General features: G+C 70.6%; 23 protein-coding genes. 12 read left to right on the top strand and 11 right to left on the bottom strand.

Annotated elements, in window-relative coordinates:
- Positions 1-129: 129 nt before the first annotated feature.
- Positions 130-1,482: a glycoside hydrolase family 32 protein gene (locus BF93_RS09415; protein WP_156954111.1), complete on the top strand. Its 1,353-nt coding sequence runs from the start codon at positions 130-132 to the stop codon at positions 1,480-1,482.
- 37 nt (positions 1,483-1,519) lie between these two features.
- Here the strand turns inward: BF93_RS09415 and BF93_RS09410 are convergent, their stop codons facing one another.
- The 3 genes from BF93_RS09410 to BF93_RS18990 all read right to left on the bottom strand — a co-directional run bounded on the left by BF93_RS09410 (position 1,520) and on the right by BF93_RS18990 (position 3,984).
- Positions 1,520-2,308 (bottom strand): nucleotidyl transferase AbiEii/AbiGii toxin family protein, encoded by a 789-nt coding sequence (locus tag BF93_RS09410; RefSeq protein ID WP_038372217.1) that lies wholly within the window; start codon positions 2,306-2,308, stop codon positions 1,520-1,522.
- The gene (locus BF93_RS09405) at positions 2,305-3,333 is read right to left on the bottom strand and encodes a type IV toxin-antitoxin system AbiEi family antitoxin (protein WP_038372216.1); all 1,029 of its coding nucleotides are present in this window, start codon (positions 3,331-3,333) and stop codon (positions 2,305-2,307) included. The genes BF93_RS09410 and BF93_RS09405 overlap by 4 nt, the downstream gene beginning before the upstream one ends.
- Positions 3,334-3,459: 126 nt before the next feature.
- Positions 3,460-3,984, bottom strand: coding sequence for a hypothetical protein (locus BF93_RS18990; RefSeq protein ID WP_051486788.1), 525 nt, complete (start codon positions 3,982-3,984; stop codon positions 3,460-3,462).
- A gap of 177 nt (positions 3,985-4,161) precedes the next feature.
- Between BF93_RS18990 and BF93_RS09395 the strand changes: the two genes are divergently transcribed.
- From BF93_RS09395 to BF93_RS09380, 4 genes are read left to right on the top strand one after another with little or no spacing between them, the layout of a single operon-like run.
- Positions 4,162-5,211, top strand: coding sequence for a LacI family DNA-binding transcriptional regulator (locus BF93_RS09395; protein ID WP_051486793.1), 1,050 nt, complete (start codon positions 4,162-4,164; stop codon positions 5,209-5,211).
- On the top strand, positions 5,208-6,497 hold the full coding sequence (locus tag BF93_RS09390; RefSeq protein WP_038372215.1) for a sugar ABC transporter substrate-binding protein: 1,290 nt from the start codon (positions 5,208-5,210) through the stop codon (positions 6,495-6,497). Before BF93_RS09395 ends, BF93_RS09390 begins: the two co-directional genes overlap by 4 nt.
- A gap of 1 nt (position 6,498) precedes the next feature.
- The gene (locus BF93_RS09385) at positions 6,499-7,458 is read left to right on the top strand and encodes a carbohydrate ABC transporter permease (protein WP_084148424.1); all 960 of its coding nucleotides are present in this window, start codon (positions 6,499-6,501) and stop codon (positions 7,456-7,458) included.
- Positions 7,458-8,276 (top strand): carbohydrate ABC transporter permease, encoded by an 819-nt coding sequence (locus BF93_RS09380; protein WP_038372213.1) that lies wholly within the window; start codon positions 7,458-7,460, stop codon positions 8,274-8,276. The genes BF93_RS09385 and BF93_RS09380 overlap by 1 nt, the downstream gene beginning before the upstream one ends.
- Before the next feature lie 69 nt (positions 8,277-8,345).
- Here BF93_RS09380 and BF93_RS09375 read toward each other — a convergent pair whose 3' ends face one another.
- Complete coding sequence (locus tag BF93_RS09375) at positions 8,346-8,807, bottom strand: HesB/IscA family protein (RefSeq protein ID WP_198025396.1); 462 nt, start codon at positions 8,805-8,807, stop codon at positions 8,346-8,348.
- A gap of 202 nt (positions 8,808-9,009) precedes the next feature.
- Between BF93_RS09375 and BF93_RS09370 the strand changes: the two genes are divergently transcribed.
- Positions 9,010-9,888 (top strand): DUF817 domain-containing protein, encoded by an 879-nt coding sequence (locus BF93_RS09370; protein ID WP_038372211.1) that lies wholly within the window; start codon positions 9,010-9,012, stop codon positions 9,886-9,888.
- Positions 9,889-9,909: 21 nt separating this feature from the next.
- Here BF93_RS09370 and BF93_RS09365 read toward each other — a convergent pair whose 3' ends face one another.
- Complete coding sequence (locus BF93_RS09365) at positions 9,910-10,524, bottom strand: hypothetical protein (protein ID WP_038372209.1); 615 nt, start codon at positions 10,522-10,524, stop codon at positions 9,910-9,912.
- 86 nt (positions 10,525-10,610) lie between these two features.
- The gene (locus BF93_RS09360; RefSeq protein ID WP_038372208.1) at positions 10,611-11,195 is read right to left on the bottom strand and encodes a hypothetical protein; all 585 of its coding nucleotides are present in this window, start codon (positions 11,193-11,195) and stop codon (positions 10,611-10,613) included.
- 155 nt (positions 11,196-11,350) lie between these two features.
- Between BF93_RS09360 and BF93_RS09355 the strand changes: the two genes are divergently transcribed.
- Positions 11,351-12,577, top strand: coding sequence for a sensor histidine kinase (locus tag BF93_RS09355; protein ID WP_038372207.1), 1,227 nt, complete (start codon positions 11,351-11,353; stop codon positions 12,575-12,577).
- Complete coding sequence (locus tag BF93_RS09350; protein WP_038372206.1) at positions 12,574-13,176, top strand: response regulator transcription factor; 603 nt, start codon at positions 12,574-12,576, stop codon at positions 13,174-13,176. Before BF93_RS09355 ends, BF93_RS09350 begins: the two co-directional genes overlap by 4 nt.
- A gap of 55 nt (positions 13,177-13,231) precedes the next feature.
- Here BF93_RS09350 and BF93_RS09345 read toward each other — a convergent pair whose 3' ends face one another.
- Both BF93_RS09345 and BF93_RS19790 read right to left on the bottom strand, forming a co-directional pair.
- Positions 13,232-14,962: a DEAD/DEAH box helicase gene (locus tag BF93_RS09345; RefSeq protein WP_038372204.1), complete on the bottom strand. Its 1,731-nt coding sequence runs from the start codon at positions 14,960-14,962 to the stop codon at positions 13,232-13,234.
- An 81-nt stretch (positions 14,963-15,043) separates the two neighbouring features.
- Positions 15,044-15,463 (bottom strand): Rossmann-fold NAD(P)-binding domain-containing protein, encoded by a 420-nt coding sequence (locus tag BF93_RS19790; RefSeq protein WP_198025395.1) that lies wholly within the window; start codon positions 15,461-15,463, stop codon positions 15,044-15,046.
- Between the two features lie 521 nt (positions 15,464-15,984).
- Here BF93_RS19790 and BF93_RS19335 point away from each other — a divergent pair.
- A complete protein-coding gene (locus BF93_RS19335; RefSeq protein ID WP_084148431.1) occupies positions 15,985-18,399 on the top strand; it encodes a serine/threonine-protein kinase in 2,415 nt (804 codons plus the stop codon).
- Between the two features lie 114 nt (positions 18,400-18,513).
- Here BF93_RS19335 and BF93_RS09335 read toward each other — a convergent pair whose 3' ends face one another.
- Positions 18,514-19,116, bottom strand: coding sequence for an NrtR DNA-binding winged helix domain-containing protein (locus BF93_RS09335; protein ID WP_038372202.1), 603 nt, complete (start codon positions 19,114-19,116; stop codon positions 18,514-18,516).
- A 74-nt stretch (positions 19,117-19,190) separates the two neighbouring features.
- Between BF93_RS09335 and BF93_RS09330 the strand changes: the two genes are divergently transcribed.
- From BF93_RS09330 to BF93_RS09320, 3 genes are all read left to right on the top strand, one after another.
- Entirely contained in the window at positions 19,191-20,150 is a 960-nt protein-coding gene (locus tag BF93_RS09330) for an ADP-ribosylglycohydrolase family protein (protein ID WP_051486787.1), read from the top strand.
- Positions 20,151-20,493: 343 nt separating this feature from the next.
- Positions 20,494-21,630: an ABC transporter substrate-binding protein gene (locus BF93_RS09325; protein ID WP_038372201.1), complete on the top strand. Its 1,137-nt coding sequence runs from the start codon at positions 20,494-20,496 to the stop codon at positions 21,628-21,630.
- On the top strand, positions 21,627-22,895 hold the full coding sequence (locus BF93_RS09320) for a sulfatase family protein (protein WP_051486786.1): 1,269 nt from the start codon (positions 21,627-21,629) through the stop codon (positions 22,893-22,895). Before BF93_RS09325 ends, BF93_RS09320 begins: the two co-directional genes overlap by 4 nt.
- Before the next feature lie 42 nt (positions 22,896-22,937).
- On the opposite strand, the gene BF93_RS18985 is transcribed toward BF93_RS09320, so the two are convergent.
- A complete protein-coding gene (locus BF93_RS18985; protein WP_051486785.1) occupies positions 22,938-24,167 on the bottom strand; it encodes an ROK family transcriptional regulator in 1,230 nt (409 codons plus the stop codon).
- Positions 24,168-24,229: 62 nt separating this feature from the next.
- Complete coding sequence (locus BF93_RS09315; protein WP_038372267.1) at positions 24,230-25,318, bottom strand: glycoside hydrolase family 172 protein; 1,089 nt, start codon at positions 25,316-25,318, stop codon at positions 24,230-24,232.
- Between the last annotated feature and the right edge of the window lie 14 nt (positions 25,319-25,332).

Raw genomic sequence — 25,332 nt, 5'->3', positions numbered from 1 at the left:
CGAGGGGCCCGCCCCCGCCGGGCCCCGTCCGGCCCGGCGGGCGCTCGCGCCCGCCCTTCCCGACGCGTCCGTCCCGCCCGCCCGATCCGTCCCGCCTGATCGCCGCCCGCCCCGACCGATGGAGACCCCGTGACCCCGCACCCCGCCCCCGCCCTGCCGGAGCCCGGCCGGCCCGCGAGCGACCCGCACTTCCCGAGCCTGCACCGCGTGCACCCCCGCGGCTGGATCAACGACCCCAACGGGATCCACTGCCACGACGGCCGCTGGCACGTGTACTTCCAGCACAACCCCCGCTCCACGGTCCACGAGCAGATCGAGTGGGGGCACATGTCCTCGCACGACCTCGTCACCTGGCGGGAGGAGCCGGCCGGCCCCCGGCCCCGGCCCGGGGAGGCGGACCGCGGCGGCTGCTGGAGCGGCGTGGGCCTGGTCGTGGACGGCGTGCCCACGCTCGTGTACTCCGGGGTGGACGGCGTCGACGACCAGCTCTCCCGCGTGATCCTCCAGCGCGGCGACGCACAGGAGACCCGCTGGACGCCGGTGCCCGGGACCGTCGCGGACGTCCCCGAGGAGCCGGGCCTGTTCGGGCTGCGCGACCCCTTCCTCCTCGAGCTCGACGGCCGGCGCTTCGCCGTCCAGGGCGCCGGCCTCGCCCGGCCCGACGGCACGCACGTGCCCGCGATCCTCGGCTGGGACGCCACCGACCTGGAGGACTGGCGCTACCTGGGGCCCGTCCTCACCGGCGAGCACCCGGTCGCCGCCGAGCATGCCCCCGCGCAGCTGTGGGAGTGCCCGCAGCTGGTCCCGGTCGACGGGCGGTGGGTGCTGATGCTCTCCCTGTGGTCGCTCGCCGAGGGCCCCGGAGCGGGCCGCGACACCGACGCCGTGACCTTCCTGCACGGGGACCTCGCCCTGCAGGACGGGCGCCTCGCCTTCACCCCGGCCGGCGGCGGCGTCGTCGACCACGGCCCCGACTTCTACGCCCCGCAGGCCGTGCGCGACGGCGATCGGACCCTGCTGTGGGGCTGGTCGTGGGAGGGCGGGGGCCTCGACTCCGAGCAGGCCGCGGCGCAGGCCGCCGCCCAGGGATGGGCCGGGGCCCTCACCCTCCCGCGCGCGCTGCACCTGCGCGGGGACGTGCTCGTCTCCTCCGTCCCCGAGGAGCTGCGCGCGCTGCGGGCGGGCGAGGTCCCCGTCCCGGGTGACGGGGCGGGCCTCGACCTCCCGGCCCCGGCCCGGGCCGAGGCCCGCGCGGCCGCGGGCCTGCGCCTCGAGCGGGTCCGCGCCGACGGCACCGCCGAGACGCTGCTCGGACCCGTGGAGGGGCCCGTGACCCTCCTGGCCGATGCCGGCATCCTCGAGCTCCTCCCGGCCGATGCCCCGGCCTCGACCCTTCGGATCCGCGTCGAGCACGGCGAGCACCTGCGCGTGCATGGCGAGGACCTGCAGGTCTGGGAGCTGGCGGTGCCCGACGCGGGCTGAGAGCGGCGGTCGATGCTCGTGTGAGCTCTGAGCCGGCTCAGATCTCCAGCCCTCGCCGGAAACCGGCGGTGTATGCCGCCAGCAGGTCTTCGGCGAGGGAGCTGCGCATGTCCCGTGCCAGGTGCCCTCGGAGCTGTGGATCCAGGAGCACGTCCATCACCGCTCCTCCGTCGCCCGGGGAGAAGGGCACCGCGGCGAGGCGGCCGGCGCGGTAGCTCGCGGCGGAGATGATGTCGTCATCGGTCGCGTCGAGCGCGTCGATGTCCTCCCAGACATCGTCCACGAACGGTTCTTCGGAGATCGCCTCGAGGATGGAGAACAGGTCTGCAGCATCCTTGGTGTTCGTGTGCCGACGATCCCTCCACGCGAGGATCTTCAGTGCCGTCTGGGCCGGGGCGTCCGCGACGCGGATCTCCGTGCCGCGAGGCATGCGGACGACGACCGAGGTCGAGAAGGCCTCCTCGAATCCTGTGACGTCGAGGACGTGGTCATCGGGGAATCGGATCGTCCGTTCGTGCTCCATCCCGCCGAAGGGGACGAGGTCGACCTCGACGCCGAGGACCTCGAAACGGTGCATGCCCTTCGTCGGGTGTCCCAGGGCCGTCGCGAGCTTCGAGAACTCCTGGTCGCCGCGGACGGCGATCGCGATGTCGATGTCCTTCGTCGCGCGGACCGGGTCTCGCTGCTGCCGGGCGTGGATGACGAGGTCTCGGGCTGCAGCGCCGATGAGCAGGGGGACGAGCCCGAGGCGTGCCGCGCGATCGCCCACGGCGGCGACGACGTCCTCGGGCACGGGGACATCCGTGCGACCGGTCAGATCGATCATCGTGAGTCCCCGAAAAGGCCGGAGGCGATCTCCGCGAGTCGAGGATCGTCCTCGAGGAGCAGGTCCGCTCGAAGCAGCGGGCGCGGAGCCGTCCGGCGGTCGGCGAGGAGGTCCACGGACCATGGTGCCGTGCGCAGCCGGATCCATCCTCCGTCCTGCGGTCGCAGCCTTCCGAGGCGGATGACGTCGCTGCGCACCTCGTCGGGCACGTGGACGAGCGCAGAGCCGGCGCGGATCGGTGCGCCGCCCTCCTCCGCAGCGAGTTCGGATCCGAGGACCGCACCTCGAGGAAGGGGAGCATCGAGAAGGTCCTGCGGAGAATTCCAGACGGAGCTCGTGTACGACTCCTCGGCGGGTCGGGTCGACGCATACGCACGGATCCATGCGTCCTCGAGCTCACCGGGGAGCCGGAGCGTCCCGTCCACCTCGATCATCGGAGGCCTCTGCTCGCGCAGGGCGCGGATGACGCGATTCACCGTGCCCAGCGATGCGCCGCTCAGGTGCATGAGCTCGCGCTGGGTGGGATTCCTCTTCGTCTCCCCGTGGGTGACGAGCAGGGCGAACGTGACAGGCAGTCCGGCTCGGGTCAGCGCGGCCATCGACCTCGGCGGAGTCCGGCTCGGTGTGCTGCGTCTTCCGCTCACCTGGAGCAGGAGACCCGGAGCGCGGACATGCGCGTTTCCCGCGGAATCCACGTAGCCGCCCCACCCGCGGGCCGCGATCGTCTCCGCTCGTGCAGGCGGCACATGCTCGGTGATGAGGATCGTCTGCTCGTCATGGGGCAGCAGGGTGAGGTCCGCAATGCTCGCCGCGGTGCTGGCCACCGCGGGAAAGGTATGTCGGACGTCTCCGGTCTCGATGGTCAAGGTGCCCGTGCTGACGCGAGGATCCTGTGCTTCCCTGCGCGGTCGCTCCCAGCGGGCCGTGACGCCCAGATCCTCAAGGCTCTTCCGGGCGCGGTCGACCAAGGCTTCCGCCGGATCTGGGTGTTCAAAACGAGCCATGTGTTCAACATACTGGAACACGGGCGGATTTTGAACAACCGGGCGCCGAGCGATCGACCGAGATCCAGTCGGGCCGGCCCGGCGGCGTGCGCGGCACTTCGCGGCGCGCGACGACGGGCGGGTCGGCGCCGCAGGGCGACGGGCGGCTCAGCGCCGCAGCGCCGACGGCCGGGGCAGCCCGATGTCCTCGAGCAGGTCGCCGAGTGCGCGGTCCAGCTCGGCGCCGCCCTGGGTGATCTTGTTCGTCCCGAAGGAGCGCAGCTGGGCGCTCGGCACGTCGAGGGTGAGGACGGTGCCCGGTCGCGCGGTGGTGTGCGCCTGGATCCGCAGGTGGGTGTCGCGGATCGTGGCCGGTTCGATGCGGTGCAGGCGCGCGGCGATCGCGTGGTGCACGATCGTCCAGACCACGCTCCGGGACCGGCTGCCCGCGTGCTGCAGCAGGTCGCTGGGCCGCCACGTCGCCGTCCGCACGAAGCCGCTGGGCGACTCCCATTCCAGGCCGCGCACGAACGCCGCCCAGTCCGAGGCGAGCTGCGTGAGCGCCTCCTCGTCGCTCAGTGCCGGCACGGTGGTCTCGAACGCCGCGACCAGGGAGTCGAAGTGCGCGGTCGTGGCCAGGCGCAGGCGCAGCGCGCGATGCTCGGTGACGGTCTCCTCGACGCCGTAGCTCATGGGGCCATTGTCCCGGTCCGCGCCGGGGCCGGGGTGCTCGGCGCGGCGGGGGTCCCGGGGGCCGTTGCGCGGCGGGGTGTAAGCGCTTATATTGGACGGAAGCTGTAAGCGCTTCCACTCCGGGGGCGCCCGCACCCGCCGGGGGACCGGCGCTCGAGGACGAGAAGGGTGGTGCCGATGACGAGCAGCGGACCGCGGTCCTCCGGCGTCACGATCTACGAGGTCGCGCAGCGCGCCGGCGTCTCGATCGCGACGGTCAGCCGCGCCTTCTCCGACGGGGCGAAGGTCGCCCCCGCCACCCGCGACGCCGTCCATGCCGCGGCCCGCGAGCTCCGGTACGTGCCCGCGGCGGCGGCCCGCGCGCTCGCCGTGCGGCGCAGCCGGGCGCTCGGCGTGGTGCTGCCCCACATCGACGGCCCGTACTTCGCCGAGCTCCTGGTCGGCTTCGAGCTCGCCGCCTCCGAGCTGGGGTTCTCCGTCGTGCTCGCCCTGGACACCCCGCACACCGGGCGCCCCAGCACGGTGCTCGACATGCTGGGGCGGGTCGACGGCATCGCCTTCATGGCCCGCAGCGCCGCCGAGGACGGCACCGTCCGCGAGGTCGCCGCGCTGCGGCCCACGGTCAGCGTCGCCCGCGCGCACGTGGAGGGGGCCGATGCGTTCTACGCCGAGAACCGCGAGAGCGCCCGCCGCCTGACCGCGCACCTCATCGACCACGGCCGCACCCGGATCGGCTTCGCCGGGACCCCGGAGCCCGGCTCCGACATCGGCCGCCGCTACCGGGGCTACCTCGATGCGATGACCGCCGCGGGCCTGCGCCCGGGCCGCCACCACGAGATCACCCCCGTCGAGGCCTCGGGCACCGCCCTCGCCGAGCAGATCCTCGCCGAGCCCGGCGACCTCGACGCCCTGGTCTGCGGCAACGACGAGATCGCGCTCGCCGTCGTCGCCCGGCTCACCCGCGGCGGCATGTCCGTGCCCGAGGACCTGGCCGTCACCGGCTGGGACGACACCATCACCGCCCGCTACCTGACCCCCGGGCTGACCACCGTCCGCCAGGACGTCGCGCATCTCGGCGGGCTCGCGGCGCGGCGCCTCGCCGCCCGCATCGACGGGGAGCCGGCGCAGGAGCCGGTCACCGTCGCCTCCACCATCGTGCGCCGCCGCTCCTGCGGCTGCCCCGACCCGGCACCACCCACCGCATCACCGACGAAGGAGTCATCATGACCAGCACCCGCATCACCCGACGCTCCCTGGCCGGAATCGGCGCGCTCACCGCCGCCGGGGCGCTCGCCGCCTGCGGCCGGCCCGAGGACGGGGGATCCGACCCCGCCGCCCCCGCCCAGCCGATCGCCGAGGGGCCTGCCACGGGCGAGCTCACCGTCTGGGCGATGGGCGCCGAGGGCGAGGCCCTACCCGAGCTCCTGGACGGCTTCCGCGAGGAGAACCCCGAGGTCACCGTCGATGTGACCCCCGTGCCGTGGGACTCCGCCCACGATAAGTTCACCTCGGCGATCGCCGCCGGGACCGCCCCCGACGTCGCCCAGATCGGCTCGACCTGGATGTCGGAGTTCGTGAGCCTGAACGCCCTGGAGCCCACTCCGGACAGCTTCCCGATCGAGGACTTCTTCCCGGGCGCCGTCGAGAGCGTCACCGTCGACGGCACCGTCTACGGCATCCCGTGGTACGTGGAGACCCGCCTCGTCTTCTACCGGACCGACATCGCCGAGGCCGCCGGCATCACCGAGCCGCCGACGGACTGGGAGGGCCTGTTCGCCATGGCCCGCGCCATGCAGGAGCAGCCCGACGGCACCTGGGGCATCGCGCTCCAGCCCGGCGGGCAGGGATCGCACCAGAGCGTCCTGCCGTTCGTCTGGTCCGCCGGCGGCGCGGTCGTCTCCGAGGACGGCACGGAGTTCACCTTCGCATCGGCGCAGAACGAGGAGGCGCTGGCCTACTACCAGTCCTACTTCACCGACGGCGTCGCCAACCCCACGCCGGCCGACGGCACGACGGAGCAGGACTTCGTCTCCGGAGCGGTGCCGATGTTCATCTCGGGGCCGTGGATGATGGCCGCGGTCGAAGGGCTCGGCGGGGAGGGCTTCGCCGAGAAGTACGGCGTGTTCGTGATGCCCCAGAAGGAGATCAGCGCCAGCTACCTCGGCGGGGCGAACGTGGGCGTCTTCCAGGGGAGCGAGAACCGCGACTCCGCCTGGAAGCTCGTGGAGTACCTGACCCGGCCCGAGGTGCAGGTGCGGTGGTTCGAGATCGTCGCCGCCCTGCCCAGCCACCAGGGTGCGTGGGAGGACGAGACCGTGGCATCGAACGCGAAGTTCGAGGCCTTCCACACCCAGCTGCAGACCGCGTTCGCGGTCCCGACGATCGCCACCTGGGAGGAGGTCGTCGCGCGCTTCGACGCCCAGATCGAGCAGGTGTGCAAGCAGGGCCTGGACCCGGCGGAGGCCCTCGCCACCACGCAGTCCGAGGCGCAGACCATCGGCACCGGGTCCTGAGATGACGACGACCACCGCGCTGGGGCCCGATGCCCCGCGGCCCCTCGGCCCTCGGGGCCGCGGCGGGCCCGCCCGCCGCCGCGGCCGACGCTCCGCCGCGGAAGCCCGGGCCGGGCTCCTGCTCTCGCTCCCGTTCGTGCTCCTGTTCGCCGTCTTCATCGCCTGGCCGGTCGTGCAGTCGATGTTCATGTCCTTCACCGACATGCGCATCAGCGACATCCGCTCGCCGTTCGCGGTGAACTTCGTCGGGCTGGACAACTACCTCACCGCGTTCCGGGATCCCGTCTTCCGGCGGGCCGCCGCGAACACCGGCGTGTTCGTGCTGATCGGTGTGCCGCTGACGATCGCGGCCGGCCTCGCCGCCGCGGTGGCCCTGGACCGGGGCATCGGACGCCTGCGCGGCGTGTTCCGCATGGGCTTCTACACCCCCGTCATCACCTCCATCGTCGCCGTCGCCGTGGTGTGGCGCTTCCTGCTGCAGGCCGAGAACGGGCTGGTGAACACCGTCCTGGGCTGGGTGGGGATCGACGGGCCCAACTGGCTGGGCGATGAGCGCACCGCGCTGCTCTCGCTGATCGTGATGGCGGTCTGGCGCAACTTCGGCACCTCCATGGTCATCTTCCTCGCCGGCCTCCAGGCCGTGGACCGCGGCCTGCACGAGGCCGCCGCCCTCGACGGCGCCGGCGCATGGCAGCGGTTCCGCCACATCACCCTCCCCTCGATCCGGCCGACGATGCTGTTCGTCCTCGTCACCACGTCCATCGGATACCTGCAGTTCTTCGAGGAGCCGTTCGTCATGACCAGCGGAGGGCCGCTGAACGCGACCATCTCCGCGTCGATGTACACCTACAACCAGTTCGGGTTCGGCAACTACGGCGTCGCCGGGGCGATGGCCTACCTGACCTTCGTGGTCATCGGCATCGTCACCCTCGCGCAGTTCCGCCTCATGAGGGAGAAGTGATGCTCGACCGCCGCCGCCCCGTCCTGACCTACATCGTCCTGACCGTCTTCCTGCTGCTGGTGATCACTCCGTTCGTGTGGATGATCCTCGGCAGCCTGAAGACCCAGGGCGAGCTGCTGCGCGTCCCGCCCACCTGGCTTCCCGAGGAGCCGACGGGGGACAACTTCCGCCGCCTGTTCGAGCGCCCCTTCGGCCTCTACTTCCGCAACTCGACGGTCGTGGCCCTCGCCGTGACCCTCGGGAACCTGTTCTTCAGCTCGATGTTCGGGTACGCGCTCGCGCACCTGGACTTCCCGCTGAAGCGGCTCCTGTTCGTGCTGGTGCTGGTGTGCCTCATGATCCCTGGTCTGGTCACCTTCATCCCGCAGTACGTGCTGGTGGTGAACCTGGGGCTGGCCAACACGATCCCCGCCCTGATCCTGCCGTTCCTGGTGCAGCCGTTCAGCGTGTTCCTCATGCGGCAGTTCTTCCTGGGCCTGCCGCGGGAGCTGCTCGAGGCCGGCCGCATCGACGGGGTGGGGGAGATCGCGATCTTCTTCCGGATCTACCTGCCGCTGGCAGGGCCCGCCTTCGCGACCCTCGGGATCCTGACGTTCCTCGGGTCCTGGAACAACTTCCTGTGGCCGCTGGTCGTCTCCTCCGACGAGTCGACCTACACGCTCCCGGTGGCGCTGGCTCTCATCTCCACGGGGCAGAACCAGACGGACTACGGGCTGCTGCTGGCGGGCGCCACCCTCATCGTCCTGCCGATCCTCGTGGTGTTCCTGTTCTTCCAGCGGCACTTCATCCAGGGCATCGCCAGCTCCGGGATCAAGTGACCTCGGCGGGCCTGCCGGTGCAGTGCAGGCGCGCTGTCTTGGTGGTCCCGCAGCTCCGCGTCGTGCGGCTCAGCGCTCGCCCTCTGCTGAAGCACGACGCCATCCTGTCTGCTTGACCCACCGCTGCGGCGGTTCGAACTCCGCATCCCACGGCATCGGCTCGTACGAGCGGCAGGAAGCGCTGCCCGCGCCGGGCCAGGCGGTGCCGAATGAGCGCCGGCAAGGACAGACGTGCTCGGTGCGAGGATTGCGCAGCACCCGGAACCTCGGTGGGCGGATCCGCGCGGAATAGTCGAGGGTCGACCCGGTAAGTACATCGAGCGCCTCGGGCGCGACGAGGAGCCACGCCCCGGGGCAGCCGAAGAGGGCCGCGCCGCTCGCCTCCGCGGGGTTCTCGAGCACGGCGTAGGCGTAGACCGTCCCGCAGCAGCCTCCGGAGCCGAGGCCGATGTGCACCGCGCCGCCGAGCGCCACGATCTGCGCGACGGCGGCTCGGGTCACGGTGAACGGCGGGAGCACGGGATCGTTCATGGACCAGGTCTATCGGCGGTGGGGGACGGATCGTGTCCGCGAACGACGCGTGCCTCCTGGTTCATCCCGCTGATCGTCAGGAACGGTGATTTTCGGATGGGATGGAGCACCGGCCCGGTTCCCCGCTCGCGCCCAGCATCTCCCCATCTCCTCCCCGACTCACCCCCAGGACCTCCTCCCTGACCTGCATAGGCTCCAGATCATGAGCCAGCAGCGCACCGACTTCACCCCGCTCGAGGAGCGGATCGACGATTGGGCGCATCGGCGCTCCGCGGCGCTCGCGGCCGATGCCGGGCCGCTGCGCCGCGGCCTCATCGAGCTGGTCGTGTTCACCCTCAAGCAGGCGTGGGCCTGCGTGTTCGGGGCGGCGATGCTCGTGCTGCTGGTGGCTGCCCGGCTGCTCTACCCGGACGATGCCCTGCTGGTGCGCAGCGACGCCCTGGTGATCGCGGCGGTCGCGCTGCAGGCGGCGATGGTCGCCTTCCGCCTCGAGAGCGGGCGGGAGATGTGGGTGATCGTGCTGTTCCATGTGGTCGGCACCGTCATGGAGATCTTCAAGACCTACGCCGGCTCCTGGAGCTACGAAACCGATGGATTCCTGAGGATCGGGGGAGTGCCGCTGTACACGGGGTTCATGTACGCGGCCGTCGGCTCGTACATGGTGCGCGTGTTCCGTCTGTTCGACCTGCGCTTCGCCCGGTACCCGCCGCTGTGGGCGACCGGCCTGCTGGCCGCGGCGATCTACGCCAACTTCTTCACCCACCACTACCTGCCCGATGCCCGCTGGGTGCTCCTCGCGCTGGTCGCCCTGCTGTACGGCCGATGCGTCATGTCCTTCCGCAACCAGCGCACCGGCCCGTGGCGGCGCATGCCCGTGCTGCTCGCCTTCGTGGGCGTCGCCTTCTTCCTGTGGGTCGCCGAGAACGTCGGCACCGGCGCGGGCGCCTGGATCTACCCCCACCAGCAGGCGGGCTGGGAGATGGTGCCGCTGAGCAAGATGGTCTCCTGGCTGCTGCTCATGATGATCTCGGTGGTGCTGGTGACGGTGGTGTACCGGCCGCGGGCGGTGGAGGAGCGGTGACGATGCGGCTGGGGGACGGCGTCAGCGCCCCGTCGGCTCGAGGATCCGCTGGGCCTTCTCGCGGGAGACGGGCCGAGCCAGCGCGACGATCGCCATCACAAGATTGAGGATCGGGCCGATGGCCACCAGGTAGATCCCGAACGGGAGGGCGAAGCCGAAGATGACCAGCGGATCCTCCTCGGCGGTGTAGGTGCCGTCGCCGAAGAACGAGCCGATGAACAGCACCGCCAGGAACAGCACCACCACCAGGATGTTCACCGCGCCGAACGTCGCGGCTCGGCGCCCGGTCCGCGCGGCGACAGGGTTCTTGCGCTGCTGCAGCAGCCCCGCGATCACCATGGCGATGCCGGGCGCGAGCAGAGACACGAACGGCAGTCCCAGCACCGCCAGGAAGCCCAGGATCCAGGGCAGGCGCCCGTCCAGGGAGATGCCGCCGGGGAAGTGCTCGGGCCGGACGGGTCCGCGAGTGTCCGGGGAAGCGGGAGGCGGACCGGCCTGCGGCGGTGGTCCGTACCCCTGCTGCGGCGGTCCGTACTCCTGCGGCCGGACGGCGTCCTGATCGGGTGCGCCGTACCCCTGCGGTGCTTCATAGCTGAGCTGGTCGATGGGTGGTCGGGACGGATCGGGAGCGCTCATGCGTCGAGCCTATGACCGCGACGCGGGGCGGGCGATGGGGACCTCTCCCCACCGCCCGCCCCGCGCGGCATCAGCCGCAGCGGCGGTCACTGCACGACCGAGATCACCCCGGTGATGATCAGCGCCGTCAGCGTCGTCCAGCCGACGATCGCGATGCCCTGCCACAGCAGGATCCAGCCCTTGCGCACCCCGGTCGCGGCGAGCATCGTCGCGGTGAAATGGGTGGGCAGCAGCAGCGGGCCCAGCAGGCTCACGCCGGGGACGCCGAAGCGCTCGTAGGCGCGCTGGAACTTCTCACGGCGGGCGGCCTTGCGCGGGTTCACGGGCTGGGGCGCGGGGAGCAGATCGGCCCCGTCGGCCGGATCGAATCCATCGGCCGCACCGGCCCGGGAGCCGGCCCCGCCGACGGCGACCGGGGTGCGCGCGCCGCGGCGGGTGACGACGGCCTCGCGCGCCCCGGAGCTCGCCATGACCAGCCCGGCCACGATGAGGAAGTTCCCGGCCATCGCCGCGAGAGCGGCGAGCACCGGCGGGACGCCGCCGAGGATCCCGATCGCCGCGCCGCCCTCGCCCTCGACGAAGGGGATCATCCCCGCGAGCGCGGAGACGAGCGGCTGCAGGGGGTCGGGGAGCATGCCCAACAGGTTCTGGAGGTGGTCGATGATGCTCATGCGGAGCTCCTGGAGTCGTGGTCCCGGGAGGGTCCCGGGGTGATGGCTCCAGTCCACTCCTCGCGCGCGCCGCGCGGCAGTGTCGTCGCGTCACCGCCGTGCGGGCGGAACACCCAGGTGATCCCTGACTTTTGTCACGGCTGTACCGTGGCGGCATGAGCGAGCTGCCCCCACCGGACGCACAGGCCGCGGAGGCCCTGCGCCGGGGCCTGCCGCTGCGCCGCAGCGTCACCGCGACCTGGTGGTACGTGGCCGGCGGCGTCGTCTTCTTCGAGCTGATGGTGGTGCTGCTGTCCACGGCGGAGCTCGCCGCCCGGGAGGCGCGGCCGGCGGCCGTGCTCGGGCTCTCCGCCTGCGGCCTCGCCTGGGTGGCGGCGGGGCTGATCCCGCTGGCCGACTACCGCCACCGCAGCGCCTCGACGCCGCTGCTGCGCTGGCCCCGCTCCGCGCTGCCGCTGGCGGCCTCGCTGCTGTTCGGCGCGGCGCTCGGCCTCACCACGGGGTCGTGGACCCTCGCGGCGATGCCGCTGCTGCAGATGCTCGTGCTGCTGAACTGGCCCGCCGGCGTGCGGCTGCGGGTCGTTCTCGCCGTGACCGTCCTGCTCATCGCGCTCGCCGCGATCGACACCCGGCAGGCCATCGCCGATCAGGTGGCGGACCGCTGGTACCAGATGGTCTCGCTGGTCGTGATCCTTCCGCCCGTGTCCGTCTCCTCCCTGTGGTGGTGGGACGTGGTGGTGCGCCTGGACCGCGCCCGGGCCTCGGAGGCGAAGCTCGCCGCCACCCAGGAGCGTCTGCACCTGGCCACCGACGTGCACGATCTGCAGGGCCACCATCTGCAGGTCATCGCGCTGCAGCTGGAGCTGGCCGAGCGGCTCATGCCCCGTGACCCCGAGGCGGGGATGGCGCAGCTGCGGGCCGCGCGCGGCAGCGTCGACGAGGCCCGCCAGGGCACCCGCGACCTCGCCGCCCGTTTCCGCTCCGTGCCGCTGGGCGACGAGGTCGCCAACGCCGCCGACCTGCTGCGCGCCGCCGGCGCCCGCATCGAGTCCGATGTCCACGCCGAGGCGTCCCTCGCCCCGGCGGACGTGCTGGGCCCGGTGATCCGGGAGACCACCACCAACGCGCTGCGCCACGGCGGCGGCCGATGGGCCCGCCTCGCCCTCGCCCGCGAGGCGGGGACCTGGCGCTACGAGATCGCCAACGACCTGGTGGCCGATGCTCCCGCCGACCCCGCCGATGGCGTCATCGACCGGGGCACGGGCCTGGAGGGCATCGGCCGCCGCGTCGCCGAGGCGGGCGGCACCCTCGCGGTGCGCCGGGACGGCGGCGCCTTCACCGTGACCGTCACGGTGCCCGACGTCGCGGGGGAGGGCCGATGATCCGCGTGCTGCTGGCCGATGACGAGGGCATGATCCGCTCGGCGCTGGCCGCCCTGCTGGGCCTGGAGCCCGACATCGAGGTCGTCGCCGAGTGCGCCGACGGCGAGGCCGCCGTCGCCGAGGCCCGGCGGCTGGTGCCCGATGTGTGCCTGCTGGACCTGGAGATGCCGAAGCTCGACGGCGTCGAGGTCGCCGAGCAGCTGCGCCGCTGCGTCGCCACCCGCTGCGTGATCGTCACCCGTCACGCACGGCCCGGCGTGCTGCGGCGGGCCCTGGCCTCCGGCGCGGCCGGCTTCCTGCCCAAGTCCCGCGGCGCGGACGAGGTCGCCGCGGTGATCCGCCGCGTCGCCGGCGGCGCCCGCTACGTCGACCCCGAGGTCGCGGCCGATGCTCTCAGCGACGCGCGCCCGCCCCTGACCGCCCGCGAGCTCGACGTGCTGCGCGCCGGCCGCCACGGCGAGAGCACCCGGCAGATCGCCCAGACCCTGCACCTGGCCCCGGGCACGGTGCGCAACCACATCTCCGCCGCCCTCGGGAAGCTGGGCGTGGAGAACCGGCGCCAGGCCGTGGCGATGGCGGAGGAGCGGGGGTGGATCTGAAGGGCCCGCGACGGGCGAGCCGCCGCGGCGGGCCGGATGCGGAGGCCGCGACCGATCAGCCGCCCTCCGCCGTCAGGCTCTCCGGCGGCAGCCAGTCCGCCCCGAGCAGCTGCGCGAGGTCGGTGAGGCCGGCGGTGTCGCCGCCCACGGAGTCGGAGGCCGCGGCGATGCGCTCGACCATCAGCTTGGAGACCTGCTCCTCGACGGTGCCCTGGGCGTAGGCGATGTGCCAGGGGGAGACCTGGTGGTCGCGGTGGGTGCGGCCGGTGACCTGCCGGCCCGCGATCCCCGAGAAGCGGGCCTGGTGGAAGACGCCCACCCGCGGCTCGGTGCTCGCCTGCCGGCCGCCCGCGAGGGTCTCCCCGGCGTGCAGGCTGATCGAGGCGACCGTCGTGAACACGCAGACCTTCGCCTGACCTGTCTGGAACCGGAGCCGCTCGGCCTCGACGTCGAACCGGCCCTGGCCGTAGATCGTGGCGACGTCCAGGCCGGAGTCCCGCAACCGCTCCGTGATCGGCTCCGCCGCGGTGCCGACGAACTCGACCGAGCACGCCACCTGCCGCTCCGCCTCGACCTGCTGGGCGATCCACGCGACCGTCGAGTCGACGCGGATCAGCCCGGCCTTCTGCCGGAAGCGCAGCAGCGCCGCGCGGCCCTTGGCGGTGCTGCGGCCCCGCCGGGCGATGTCCATTTCGCGGCAGAACTCGCCCCATTCGGCCTCGTAGGCCGCGCGCTCGGCCGGGGTGAGCGTCACCGGCATGCCGGAGATCGGCACCGGCCCCCAGGGCGCCGCGCGGTGGAGCATCGCCGGCGGCTGCTGATCCTCGAGCCAGCCGCGCACCCTCGCGAGGTCTGCGGCGCGGCGCTGCGCATCGGAGGTCCAGGTCGCGCCGTAGCGTCCCCGCTCCATTCCGACTCCGTGGCGCTCGAGGGCCTCGGCGAACACGGCGCCGGGCTGGGCCGCGGAGGTCCACTCCGTGATGCTCTCGCCGTGCGCCTGGGCGTAGGCCGGGGCCAGGTAGGGCAGCTCGAGCGGGGTGTGGCCCGGGGTCGCGGTCGTGGTGATGACGAACGGCGCCTTCTCGTGCGCCGCGCCGTGCCCGGAGATTCGCGCCCAGAGCGTCCACCGCTTCGTCGTGGTCCGGCGCAGCGCATGCGCCTCATCCGCGATGATCACGTCCCAGGTGTGGCCGGTGACCTTCTCCAGCCGGTCCCAGGTGATCACCACCCACTCGAGTCCGCTGTCGCCCAGGGCCGTGATGGTGCGGCACCAGTGCCCGATGGTGATCGCGGCGGGTCGGTCCGCGACGACGAGCACGCGCCGCGCCCCGCGCAGATCGCCCACCGCGCTCGCGCCCAGCACGGCGGAGATCGTCTTGCCGACGCCGGGCTCATCGGCCAGCAGGAACTGCCGCCCGCCGGCCGCGGCGCGCTGGGCGATCGCATCGGACGCCTCGTACTGGTGCTGGCGGGGCTCGAGATCCTCGGCCGGCACGGGACTGGGCGCAGGATCATCGGGGTTGAGCATGTTCTCGAGGAACCGCCCCAGGGTGTGCGGGCCGGGGGCATAGGGCGCCAGATGCGCGGGCAGCGTGCGGCCGGCGTAGAGATGCATCCTCACCGCGGGGTGCCAGGCGGCGCCCTCGACCTGCGTGCCGTAGGGGACGTCCAGCACCCACAGCCGCTCGCCCGGGCCGACGAACGGCAGCTCCCGCGGCGTCGAGCTCGCCCTGGACCGGCGCGAGGACCTGCGGCGACGGGTGGTGGTTCGGCGAGGGGAGGGCACCGTGCGACCCTACCGGGCGCCGGCGCCCCAGTTCGCGCTCCGCCGGGTCGCGTCGCGGAGGCTCGCGGACGATGCGAGGGCTCAGCCGGCCGTGAACTTGTCGGCGAGCTGGCCGTCGTCCTGCTCGGGAAGGTCGTGGTGGAAGATCTCCGGCGCGCTGCGCTCGAGGTGCGCCCTCCAGTACAGATCGGCGATCGCCTCAGGCGCGGACGCCGGCCGGCCGCTGCCGATCCGAGCGCCAATGGCGACATGGGCGACGTGGACCCCGCGCTCCGCGACGGAGTCGTGCAGGGCCAGGAGCCAGTTGCGCAGGGCGGCGTTCGCGATGTTCGCATTGGCCACCTGCGGGCCGACCATCGGACCCGACCCGGCGCCGCTCGTGCCGAGGATCGTGCCGGTGCCCCGCGCGAGCATGCCCGGCAGCACCTGCTGGATCGCGGTGATCGCGCCGAACAGGCTGGTCTCGAGCGAGGGCAGAGCGGCCTCGACCGTGAGGTCCACGGCGGAGACAAGGGTGCGCCGCGAGGTCGGCCAGGGTCGGGGCGGGGGAGTACTCCAGGACGTCGATGGGGCCGAAGCGCTGCTCCGCCTCCGCCAGCACTCTCTGCAGAGCGGGCCGGTCGGTGACATCGGCCGTGAAGCCGGCGGCCGAGATGCCCTCGCGCTGGAGCTGGTCGGTCATGGCCGCGAGCTGCGAGGCGCGTCACGCGACCAGCGCCACGTCGAAGCCTCCGCTTACGGCGATGGTCCTGCCGATGGCATGGCTGAGCTGGAGCCCGGCGCCGATGATCGCGATGGTGGGCATGGGGGAAAGACCACGGGCAGAGTTTGCCTGGCGCAGGAAGTCCACGCCGTCGAGATTCGGACGGCCGACCACGTCCGGCCGCTGTCTCGTCGGTACGAGAAGCACAGGGAGGCGTTTGGTGTGCCCGAAGACTACTGTCTGGTGGACTAGAGAGTTGTCAACGCACACATGGTGGCGATCATCGGACAACCACTCGCTTTTGGGCTAGGATCGCTCCATGGCGCTCCAGGGGATCGAACTCAAACGTTTTGAATATGCAGGCGGGCCGGCACCGGATAGATATCGGGCCAAGCTGATCAACGCGATCGAGAACTCCGGATTCTCAATCGAATACTTATACGAAACGGAGCGATCGCGAGACAGGGAATCTGGAGAGACTTTCGGTGTCTTCATAAAGCCCGACCGCCGAGCGAAGGCTAGGTACGGGATCGATCGAGAGGTGCTGGTTTGGTGCTCGACCTACCCGACATTTTCGGCCCGAGATACGAACAAGATTCGAAGCGTTCGTGAAGAATACGGCACTCGACTGAGCAGCATGTTCACTGTGCTCGTCTCCCGGTACGCGCGGGCAGACCGGAGTGCACTGGAAGTGGAGTCTGGAGAGTCACAGACGATAGTCCATCTGACGTTCGACGACCTAGACTCAAAAGAGTTGACCCAATTGCTAGATTCTAGGTTGTTTTCCCGTGACCCGTTTGACCTTGCGGGCGCCGTTGTCCGGTCTGCAGACTTTTTCGGGAGAAGAGATCAGATAGATAGCATTGTAGCCGAGATCGAGTCGGGTACCTCGCAGCTTGGAATATTTGGACTTCGCAAATCAGGAAAGACCAGTCTACTAAATCGCCTTCATGATAAACTACAGAATTCCGCTCGAGTTTACGTGGCGCGGATGGACCTTCAATGGACGGTGTCAATTAACGGTTCGCCCGAGTATTCGGCATGGGCGCTAGGCGAAAGCATCTTTGCTTCCCACAGGGATATTAGAAAGATTGGGGAATTTCGCCTTCTTGGAGCGTACGACACCTTTGGTGATATTTCAGATCGCGAATTGATATGGGAATGGCTCGCAAATGATTTATCCCGAATTGCCAATCAAGCTCGACGTCCAGTGTGTCTTTTGATCGACGAGATCGAGCGAATGTTAGAAGGATCTTCTGCAGGCTTCCTGAGGTTCTGGAGAGTCTTGAGAGGACTTGATCAGCAAACGCCTGGACGGCTAAGGATAGTGGTCGGCGGAACGAGTCCACAATGTGCAGAAATGGGTTACATTGACGGCAAAGATAACCCAATGTTCAATTACTTGCGTGTGCACTACTTGGGTCCATTGTCGTCTAAAGATTCTAGCGATATGCTAACTTCACTGGGCCGCCTCGCGGGAATGGAATTTGATGCCGAAGTCTTAGCATCTGCATATAGAAGCACTGGCGGACATCCGGCGTTGATTCGATCACTGGGTAGCGCGATGCACTCCGTGCGCGACAGCGATGAGGGGCTTGTTGAGATCGGGAGGGACGACATTCGTGACGCCAGCGATCTCGTCCAACAAAATTCGGGTTCGCTGATTGATCAGATGTTAACGTCGCTCGCCGCACAATATCCCGATGAATCGAATCTGTTGGAAGACCTCGCAAAAGGGCATCTGTATGCATTCAAGCAATTCGCGGTTGAGTTCCCCAAGGAATATCGACGCTTGGTTAATTATGGTCTCGTGACAGCCGGCGACCCCCCTACCGTAAGGATCGGACTGCTACAGGCTAGGATCCAAAAGCTCGCAAATAGAGAGCCACGTGCAATCAAGGACTTTCGGTACAATGTCGGTGACCGCATTGAGGACTGGGAAGTCCTCGAACCAATCTCTCACGGCGGATTCTCGGAAGTGTACCGAGTTATCAATGGCATTGGAGAAGAGCGCGCTCTGAAGGCTTTCACTAGCTCTAATGCCGCACGGGTGGCTAGAGAAGTGGAAGTACTTCGCGAGTTTAAGCATCCAAATATCGTTAGGTTCTATCATGTCGTAGCTAGCGAAGACGGCCATCCGTGCTTGATTATGGAATTGCTCAAGGGGCGTTCGCTTTCTGACTACTGTAACGCCGACTACAGGCCATCGTTTTCGGAGTGGCAAAGTTGGCTCACGCAAACGCTCGATGCGCTTGCCGCACTCCATCCAAGTTCGATAGGGCCACCCAACAGTGAGATGAACTACGAAGATTTTCTCAACTGGAATCAGTCAAAGTTCGGATACGTCCATCGGGACATCAAGCCCGAGAATATTATCGTCACTAAAGCTCGAGGTCCTGTGCTTTTCGATTTTAATATATCTTCCAAGGTTGGGGATCCTGTCCTAACCGTTTCGGCAACGCCAGGTTACTCGCCACCTACTGGCGTTCGCTGGGACGCAGGCGCCGACTTGTATGCTCTGGGTATATCCTTTGCGGAAGCTGGGGCTGGTGTGCGCGTAATGGATACCGCGCTGGAAGATCTAAAAGTCGCACTCCGTGCGGCGCAGGGGCCCAAGGCGCTGAGTGTTGTCGAATATCTTCTAGGCTGTTCTGGCAAGGCATTGACAACTAAGTCAATCTTGTCAAACGTAAAGAAGTTACTTGCGGGTGTGGCCGTTTCTGAGTCGTGTTGACCGACGATCTCTGGCCCCGATAGATGGCGGGCGGCCTGTCTGTGGGGTCAAAATTTTGGCGGGTAACGTTTAAGGTTGGTCGAGATATGTATCCGACGCTGGCTGCCATCTTGCTTACCGCCGCCGGAACAGCTGCGCCGGCTTCCCGACATCCCCGCGCCGCCGCTGCCCGGTGGGCTCGAGCCGGGGGAGCATCGCCCGGCGGAAGGTGTCCGGCTGCAGCGCCGCGCCGTGCACCGCCTCATGCACGCGCCGCAGGTCGCGCAGGGTGAGTTCGGGGCCCAGCAGGTGCTCCGGGTCCGGGTGATCGACGTAGCGGTCGCGGATCCAACGGGCCGCCTGCTCCACGATCGCGTCGTGGTCGAAGTCCAGGCCGGTCGCGGCCGATGTCGGGACCAGCTCGAGGGCGCCGGTCGACTCCGCCGGGACGACGACCACGTGCGCCACCGACAGCACCCAGCCGCGGGAGTCGCGATCCAGAGCATCGAACACATGCAGCTGCGCGGGCGCGACGCCCTCGAGTCCCGCCTTCTGCGCGAGCGAGCGGCGCACGGCGCCCGCGAGCGTCTCGCCCTCGTGCAGGAAGGCGCCGGGCAATCGCGGCCGGCCCGGGACCAGCCCGACGTACAGCTCCGCGCCGCGCACGGTGAGCACCGCCGTGTCCACGGCGACGGAGGGGCGCGGATAGTCGGTCAGCGGCCGGTCGATCGGGTCCATGGGGACATTCAAGCAAGAACGCGCTAAGCTCGGCGCCAGACTTACCGCAGATTCGCGCTAACAGGGGAGGGCTCATGCGCCTCAGCACCATCCAGCAGGACCGGGCGATCGGCGCGATCCTCGGCTCCGCCGCCGGGGACGCCCTCGGCGCGCCCTACGAGTTCCAGCCCTCCATCGGCCCCGACGCCCCCGTGACCATGCGCGCCGGCGGGCCCTGGGGGCTGGGCGAATGGACCGACGACACCTCCATGGCCCTGCCCATCCTGTGGGCGCTCGCCGAGGGCCGCAGCCTCGAGGAGGAGGCGACCCTGGACCGCATCGTCGCCACCTGGGCCGACTGGGCGCGCGATGCCAAGGACGTCGGCATCCAGACCCGGCAGGTCCTCGCCACCGCCCGTACCGCCGCCGATGCCCGCGCCGCGACCCGTGCCCTCCACGCGGACACCGGCCGCACCGCCGGCAACGGCAGCCTCATGCGCACCGGGCCCGTGGCCCTCGGGTACCTCGATGCGCCCGACGCGGTCCTGGCCGTTGTTGCCCGCCGCCTCAGCGACCTCACCCACGCCGACCCCGAGGCCGGCGACGGCTGCGTGCTGTGGTCCCTCGCGATCCGCCGCGCGATCCTCGACGGTGCGCTGGACCTGCGCGCGGGCCTGACGCAGCTGCCTGCGGCGCGGCGAGAGCTGTGGGCGGGGCGCATCGACGAGGCCGAGGCGCGCATGCCCTGGGAGTTCACGAACAACGGTTGGGTGGTCGCCGCCATGCAGGCGGCGTGGTCCGCGATCGTGCACGCCGAGGGGCTCGAGGAGCGGCTCGCCATGGCGGTGCGGGCCGGGGATGACACGGACACGGTGGCGGCGATCGCGGGGTCGCTCGCCGGGGCGGCCGAGGGAGCGTCGGCGGTGCCGGGGGAGTGGCGGCGGGAGCTGCACGGGTGGGCAGGAGAGGCGACAGGAACTGCTCAGGGGTTGGAGGCGTGGGCTGCTTCGGCTGTGGCCTCGGGCGGCGAGCAGTCCGGTTCCGCCCGCTGCTGAGTCGGGCACTCCGTGCCGCGGTGACGCTCCGCTCTCTGTGGCGTCGGTGATGCGTGGTGGCGCACGATGATTGACTTAATCGCTTGCAACGGACAAACTATCGGCGATCCCATCCGGGACCCCTGCGGCCCGTCTGCGGCCGCGCAGATCACGCTCAGAGCCGAGGTTGATCCCCATGTCATCGATAGAACTCTCCCGTCGCGCGCTATGGGGCTCAGCCGGCATCGGCGGAGTCCTCGCCCTCACCGCTTCGGCGTGCGGCCCGAACTCCGGCGGCAGCTCGGGGAGCGATGGATCCCGCGGCCTCAGGTTCTCCTGGTGGGGGAACGACGATCGCGCCGAGGTGACCGAACGCGCCCTGGAGGCCTTCACCGCCGCGCACCCGGAGATCCCGGTCCAGGGCGAGTGGGGCGGCTTCGACGGCTACTTCGACAAGATCGCGACCCAGGTCGCCGGCGGCGGGGCGCCCCACGCGTTCCAGCTGAACGAGTGGACCCTGCGCGAGTATGCGGACCGCGGCGCGCTCGCCGACCTCGCCGAGCACGGGTTCACCGACGCGGCCTGGGACCCGGGCGCGAACCTGAGCGGGCAGGTCGACGGGAAGGTCTTCGGCGCGTCGGCCGGGATCGGGCTGCAGGCCGTGGCGCTGAACCCGGCCTTCTTCGAAGAGGTCGGCGTGGAGATCCCCGACGACACCACGTGGACCTGGCAGCAGTACCACGAGGTGGCGCGGGAGCTCTCGCAGAAATCGGCCGAGGGCTCGTACGGCACGACCTACCAGGCGGCCGACCAGATCACCTTCGGCTACGCCATGGCCCAGCTGGGCACCCACCTCTTCGACGGCGAGACCGTGGCCGCCGGAGCGGACCAGGCCGAGGAATGGTTCGCCCTGTGGGCCGCGATGACGCAGAACGGCACGGTCCCGCCGCCCTCGGAATCCCTCGAGAACGCCACCGCGGAACCCGGCGAGACGCTGATGGGGAAGGGCAAGGCGGCCATGCAGATCCTGCCGGTCAACCTCGCGGTCGAGTTCGAGAAGCCTCTTGACGCCGAGCTGCAGCTGCTGAGGATCCCCACGCAGAGCGGCGATCCACAGGGGCTCGGGATGTGGTACCGACCCAGCATGTTCTACTGCGCCGCCGCGCAGTCCGACGCCCCGGCCGATGCGACGGCTCTGATCGGCTTCCTGCTCAACGACCCGGCGGCCGGGAAGATCCTCCTGGCCGATCGCGGGGTACCGCCGAACGCGGAGATCCGCGAGGCGATCGCGGCGGAGCTCCCCGACGCCGCCGCCCGGATGGTCGCCTACACCGAGGCCTGCGCCCCGGATCTCGCCGACGCCCCGGAGCCCCCGCCGGTGGGCGCCGCCAGCTACCCGCAGATCCTCGGCCGATACGCCGAGGACCTGCTCTTCGGACGCACCGATCCCGCGGCCGCTGCGCAGGGCTTCCTCGACGAGCTCACGGCGGAGCTCGCATGAGCCGCCCGCCGGCCGCGGTGCCGAACATCCTCATCGTCCACTGCCACGACCTCGGCACGTGGCTGTCGAGCTACGGGCACCAGGTGCCCAGTCCTCACCTCGGAGCCTTCGGCGAGGAGTCCGTCGTCTTCGGCCGATGCTTCAGCACCAGCCCGCTCTGCAGCCCGGCGCGCGGCGCCCTCTGGACGGGCCGATACCCCCACGCCAACGGGCTGCAGGGGCTGACTCACCGGGGATGGGAGTACCACCCCGGTGAACGCACCCTGCCGATGCACCTGGCCGAGGCGGGGTTCCGGACGGCGCTCATCGGCCTCCAGCACGAGTCCCGCGACGACGCCCGGACGGGGTTCCAGGAGACGGACTGCTTCACCCCGAGTCGCGCGGAGGAGGTCGCCGAGCGCGCCGAGCGCTGGCTGATGAGCCATGCGGATGACGAGCAGCCCTTCCTGCTCACCTGCGGGATGACCGAGGTGCACCGGGACTGGCCCGCCGAGCGGTACCCGCCGCAGGACGCCGAAGGCCTCGACGTGCCGGCGTACCTTCCGGACAATCCGTTCACCCGCGAGGACCTCGGGTCCTTCGCGAGCGCCATTGCGGTGGCCGATCGGGCGTTCGGGCGGATCCTGTCCGCGCTGCGGCGGACGGGCCTGCTCGAGCGCACCCTGGTCATCTTCACCACTGACCACGGGGCGCCGTTCCCGGGGGCCAAGAGCACCCTGTACGACCCCGGGGTGAACGTCGCCCTGCTCATGCGCGTCCCCCCGAGCCTCGCCCCGAGGCCTCCCGGGATGGTCGAGGACCTCGTGAGCCACATCGACCTGCTGCCCACCGTCCTGGACCTCCTGGGGCGGCCCATCCCGGACGACGTCCACGGCGAGAGCTTCGCACCGCTTCTGCGGGGCGAGTCCGGCCGGCCGCGGCGCAGCCTGCTGCTGGAGAAGACCTACCACGCCGACTACGACCCGATCCGGGCGGTGCGCACCGACCGGTACAAGTACATCGTGAACTTCGAGCAGCGCCCGCTGCTGGCCCTGCCGCCGGACCTGGAGTCCTCACCGACGCGGCGCGGTATGGGGGACGATCATCTGCGCCCCCGCCCGGCCGTCGAGCTCTACGACCTGCACGAGGATCCCGACGAGACGGTGAACCTGGCTGAGGACGGCGGGCACGTCGAGGTCCGCCAGGCGCTGCACCGGGAGCTCTTCGCGGCGCTCGAGGCCACGGGGGACCCGCTGCTGGACGGGCCGGTGCCGCCGCCCGCATGATCCGTCCCGCCTCGGCCGTCACCGGCAGGGGCGGGGCGTCCCTCACCGGGTTCCGGGGATGGGGGCCTGAGCGGCCTCGGGAGCTGCGGGGGAGCGGAGGCCCTCCTCGAGCTCGAGGGGCGCGCCGAGGTAGCTGTGCAGGGCGAGGGCCGCGGAGGCCCGCGCCCAGCCGCCCGGCAGCGAGTCCTGCCGGTGCTCCACCTCGACCTCGCGCCCCACCAGCGAGCGGTAGCGATCCCGCACGATGGTCAGGCACAGTTCGACCTCGTCCGTGGCCCCGATGGCGCCGCGCAGGATCGTCCGCTCCGGATCGACGAGGGTGATGATCGCGGGAAGCACACGGCCCAGCTGCTCGGCGCGCTCGATGCGCAGGGCCCGCAGCGCCTCACCATCCTCCTCGGGCACGGGGTAGAGATCCTGCTGTGCGGCCCCCGCAGGGAGCGCGCCGGCGGCGATCGCCCTCGCCAGCAGGGCATCGTCGGTGCAGGTCGCGGCGATGCACCCGGACTGCCCGCATTCGCAGGGGGCGCTGGACCCCGGGACGACGAGGTGGGAGACCATGCCGCCGGTGCCGCGCTCGCTCCAGACCAGCTCCTCCTCGCGCATGTGGGCGAGGCCCACGGAGCGGCCCACCAGCACCGTCAGCACGTCGCCGTGCAGGGCGCTCCACCAGTAGTGCTCCACCGCGAGCGCGCGGACGTTCGAGTCCACCCGGACGGGCAGTCCGGTCGCCGCGCGGACCGCCGTCTCCAGCTGCGCATGCCCGACGTCCCACGGGCGCGGAGCAGGGAAGGACCGGTGCTGCTCGGCCCAGGGGGTGGCGATGCCGATCCCCAGCACCGTGCTACCGCCGAGCTCGCCCAGGAACTCGCGCGCCAGCGACGCGGCCTCGGCCGAACGTTCTTCGGTCGATGTTCCAGCGGCCGGCAGGGCCGCCTCGCGCACGCACTCGCCGCGCAGCGTGTAGGCGCCGATCGCGGTGCGCTGAGGGTGCAGGTGCGCCCCCACGACCAGGCGTTCCCCACCGGGGAGATCCAGCGGGATCTCCGGGCGGCCGGTCCGTTCCGGCATGCGGTGGCCGCTGACCTCGAGGAGCGCGCCCCGCTCCACCAGGTCCGCGACGATCCTCGTGACCGTCGTGGAGCTCGCCCCCGTCGCGGCGGCGAGCCGCTTCCTGCCCAGGGGGCCCTCGCGCAGGATCGCGCGCAGGATCGCCGCCGACGTGCGATTGCGCTGGCTCTCCATCAGATGGGTCCGGCCGGGCTTCTTCACCGTGCCTATCCTAGGGCGGCGCCGCGGCGGGCCGGGCGCTGGTGCGCGTCGGCTCGTCCGGGTCAGCGCGGCCGCCGCTCCTCCCGCGTGCCGATCTCCCCGTCCACCCCGATGGGCCGGTCGAGGTACCAGTACGCCACGCTGGCCAGGTCGTCGTTGCGCTCGAAGAGCCCGTTGTCCCAGTCGCCGATCATCTGCTGGGTGACGCGCAGGTCCTCGGCGAAATGGATCGGATCCAGCATGTGCCAGCGGTACATGTCGAACTGCGGCGGCATGGCGCGCTCGTAGTTCGAGAACCGGGTGGTCTCCTTGGTGGCGACGCGGGTGAACCCGAAGGAGTGGCTGGAGTACGTGTGCGGGACGGGCTCGGGGTCCTTCTGCAGACCGTCCTGGAACGCCCACGACCCGCCCACGTAGTCCTCGAGGCCGGTGCTGGTGAGCGAGGGCCACTCGTCGTCGCCGTCGACGTAGAACTTGATCTCGCCCTCTCCCCACCAGTAGCGCTCCAGGGACGTCACGGAGAAGAACGTCCCCAGGTACACCCCGCGCCCGCGCACGGTGTCCAGCACGACATGGTCGGTGCCGCGGCCCAGGTCGCCGTTCGAGCGCCGCCACTGCGCATGGAAGTAGCCGATGTCCTCGCCCAGCTCGTCCCCGGTGGTGGCGTCCACCTGGTAGAAGAAGCCCTTCACCGTGTCCGGGTGCTCGCTGGCCACGACGATGCGGGCACGGGTGCGGAACGGCATGGCGACGAAGGCGTTGAACCCGGAGTTCGGGGCGACGACGATCGGCAGCGACTCGACGCGGCTGGAGACGGCGCCTCCGCAGCAGAAGAAGTCGCCCAGCGGCGCGACGACGGACGGCTCCTCGGCATCGTCCCAGTACATCTTCAGCACCAGGTTGCGGTACACGAACGGATCGGCCGGGGTGATCGCGTTGCAGGTGATCCAGATGTGGCGGATCATCCCGGGCCCGTCGACGTCGGCGAGGACGAGCTCCTGGCCGGGGTGCAGGTCAAGGGCGGGCGACCCCTTCCGGCCGACGCCCAGACGGGAGGCCGCCTGGGCCGCGGCTCCCTTGCGTCCCTGCGGGTTCTCGGCGTTGAAGGTGCGGGTGGTGACGCCGCGCTGCATGCGGGTCGGCGTGAACATGTCGAACAACGGTG

This window comes from Brachybacterium phenoliresistens, from assembly GCF_000576425.1.
Lineage (GTDB): Bacteria > Actinomycetota > Actinomycetes > Actinomycetales > Dermabacteraceae > Brachybacterium > Brachybacterium phenoliresistens.
Note: the sequence above shows the minus strand (reverse complement) of the source record. Positions and strands in the feature narration are given on the sequence as shown.

Excerpts from the sequence above, each read along its gene's own strand:
- BF93_RS19335 (WP_084148431.1), top strand. The coding sequence starts at position 15,985 with ATGGCGCTCCAGGGGATCGAACTCAAACGTTTTGAATATGCAGGCGGG.
- BF93_RS09410 (WP_038372217.1), bottom strand. The coding sequence starts at position 2,308 with ATGATCGATCTGACCGGTCGCACGGATGTCCCCGTGCCCGAGGACGTC.
- BF93_RS09315 (WP_038372267.1), bottom strand. The coding sequence starts at position 25,318 with ATGTTCACGCCGACCCGCATGCAGCGCGGCGTCACCACCCGCACCTTC.
- BF93_RS09370 (WP_038372211.1), top strand. The coding sequence starts at position 9,010 with ATGAGCCAGCAGCGCACCGACTTCACCCCGCTCGAGGAGCGGATCGAC.
- BF93_RS09360 (WP_038372208.1), bottom strand. The coding sequence starts at position 11,195 with ATGAGCATCATCGACCACCTCCAGAACCTGTTGGGCATGCTCCCCGAC.
- BF93_RS09390 (WP_038372215.1), top strand. The coding sequence starts at position 5,208 with ATGACCAGCACCCGCATCACCCGACGCTCCCTGGCCGGAATCGGCGCG.
- BF93_RS09385 (WP_084148424.1), top strand. The coding sequence starts at position 6,499 with ATGACGACGACCACCGCGCTGGGGCCCGATGCCCCGCGGCCCCTCGGC.
- BF93_RS09380 (WP_038372213.1), top strand. The coding sequence starts at position 7,458 with ATGCTCGACCGCCGCCGCCCCGTCCTGACCTACATCGTCCTGACCGTC.
- BF93_RS09375 (WP_198025396.1), bottom strand. The coding sequence starts at position 8,807 with ATGAACGATCCCGTGCTCCCGCCGTTCACCGTGACCCGAGCCGCCGTC.
- BF93_RS09350 (WP_038372206.1), top strand. The coding sequence starts at position 12,574 with ATGATCCGCGTGCTGCTGGCCGATGACGAGGGCATGATCCGCTCGGCG.
- BF93_RS09355 (WP_038372207.1), top strand. The coding sequence starts at position 11,351 with ATGAGCGAGCTGCCCCCACCGGACGCACAGGCCGCGGAGGCCCTGCGC.
- BF93_RS09335 (WP_038372202.1), bottom strand. The coding sequence starts at position 19,116 with ATGGACCCGATCGACCGGCCGCTGACCGACTATCCGCGCCCCTCCGTC.
- BF93_RS09320 (WP_051486786.1), top strand. The coding sequence starts at position 21,627 with ATGAGCCGCCCGCCGGCCGCGGTGCCGAACATCCTCATCGTCCACTGC.
- BF93_RS09395 (WP_051486793.1), top strand. The coding sequence starts at position 4,162 with ATGACGAGCAGCGGACCGCGGTCCTCCGGCGTCACGATCTACGAGGTC.
- BF93_RS18990 (WP_051486788.1), bottom strand. The coding sequence starts at position 3,984 with ATGAGCTACGGCGTCGAGGAGACCGTCACCGAGCATCGCGCGCTGCGC.
- BF93_RS09330 (WP_051486787.1), top strand. The coding sequence starts at position 19,191 with ATGCGCCTCAGCACCATCCAGCAGGACCGGGCGATCGGCGCGATCCTC.
- BF93_RS09365 (WP_038372209.1), bottom strand. The coding sequence starts at position 10,524 with ATGAGCGCTCCCGATCCGTCCCGACCACCCATCGACCAGCTCAGCTAT.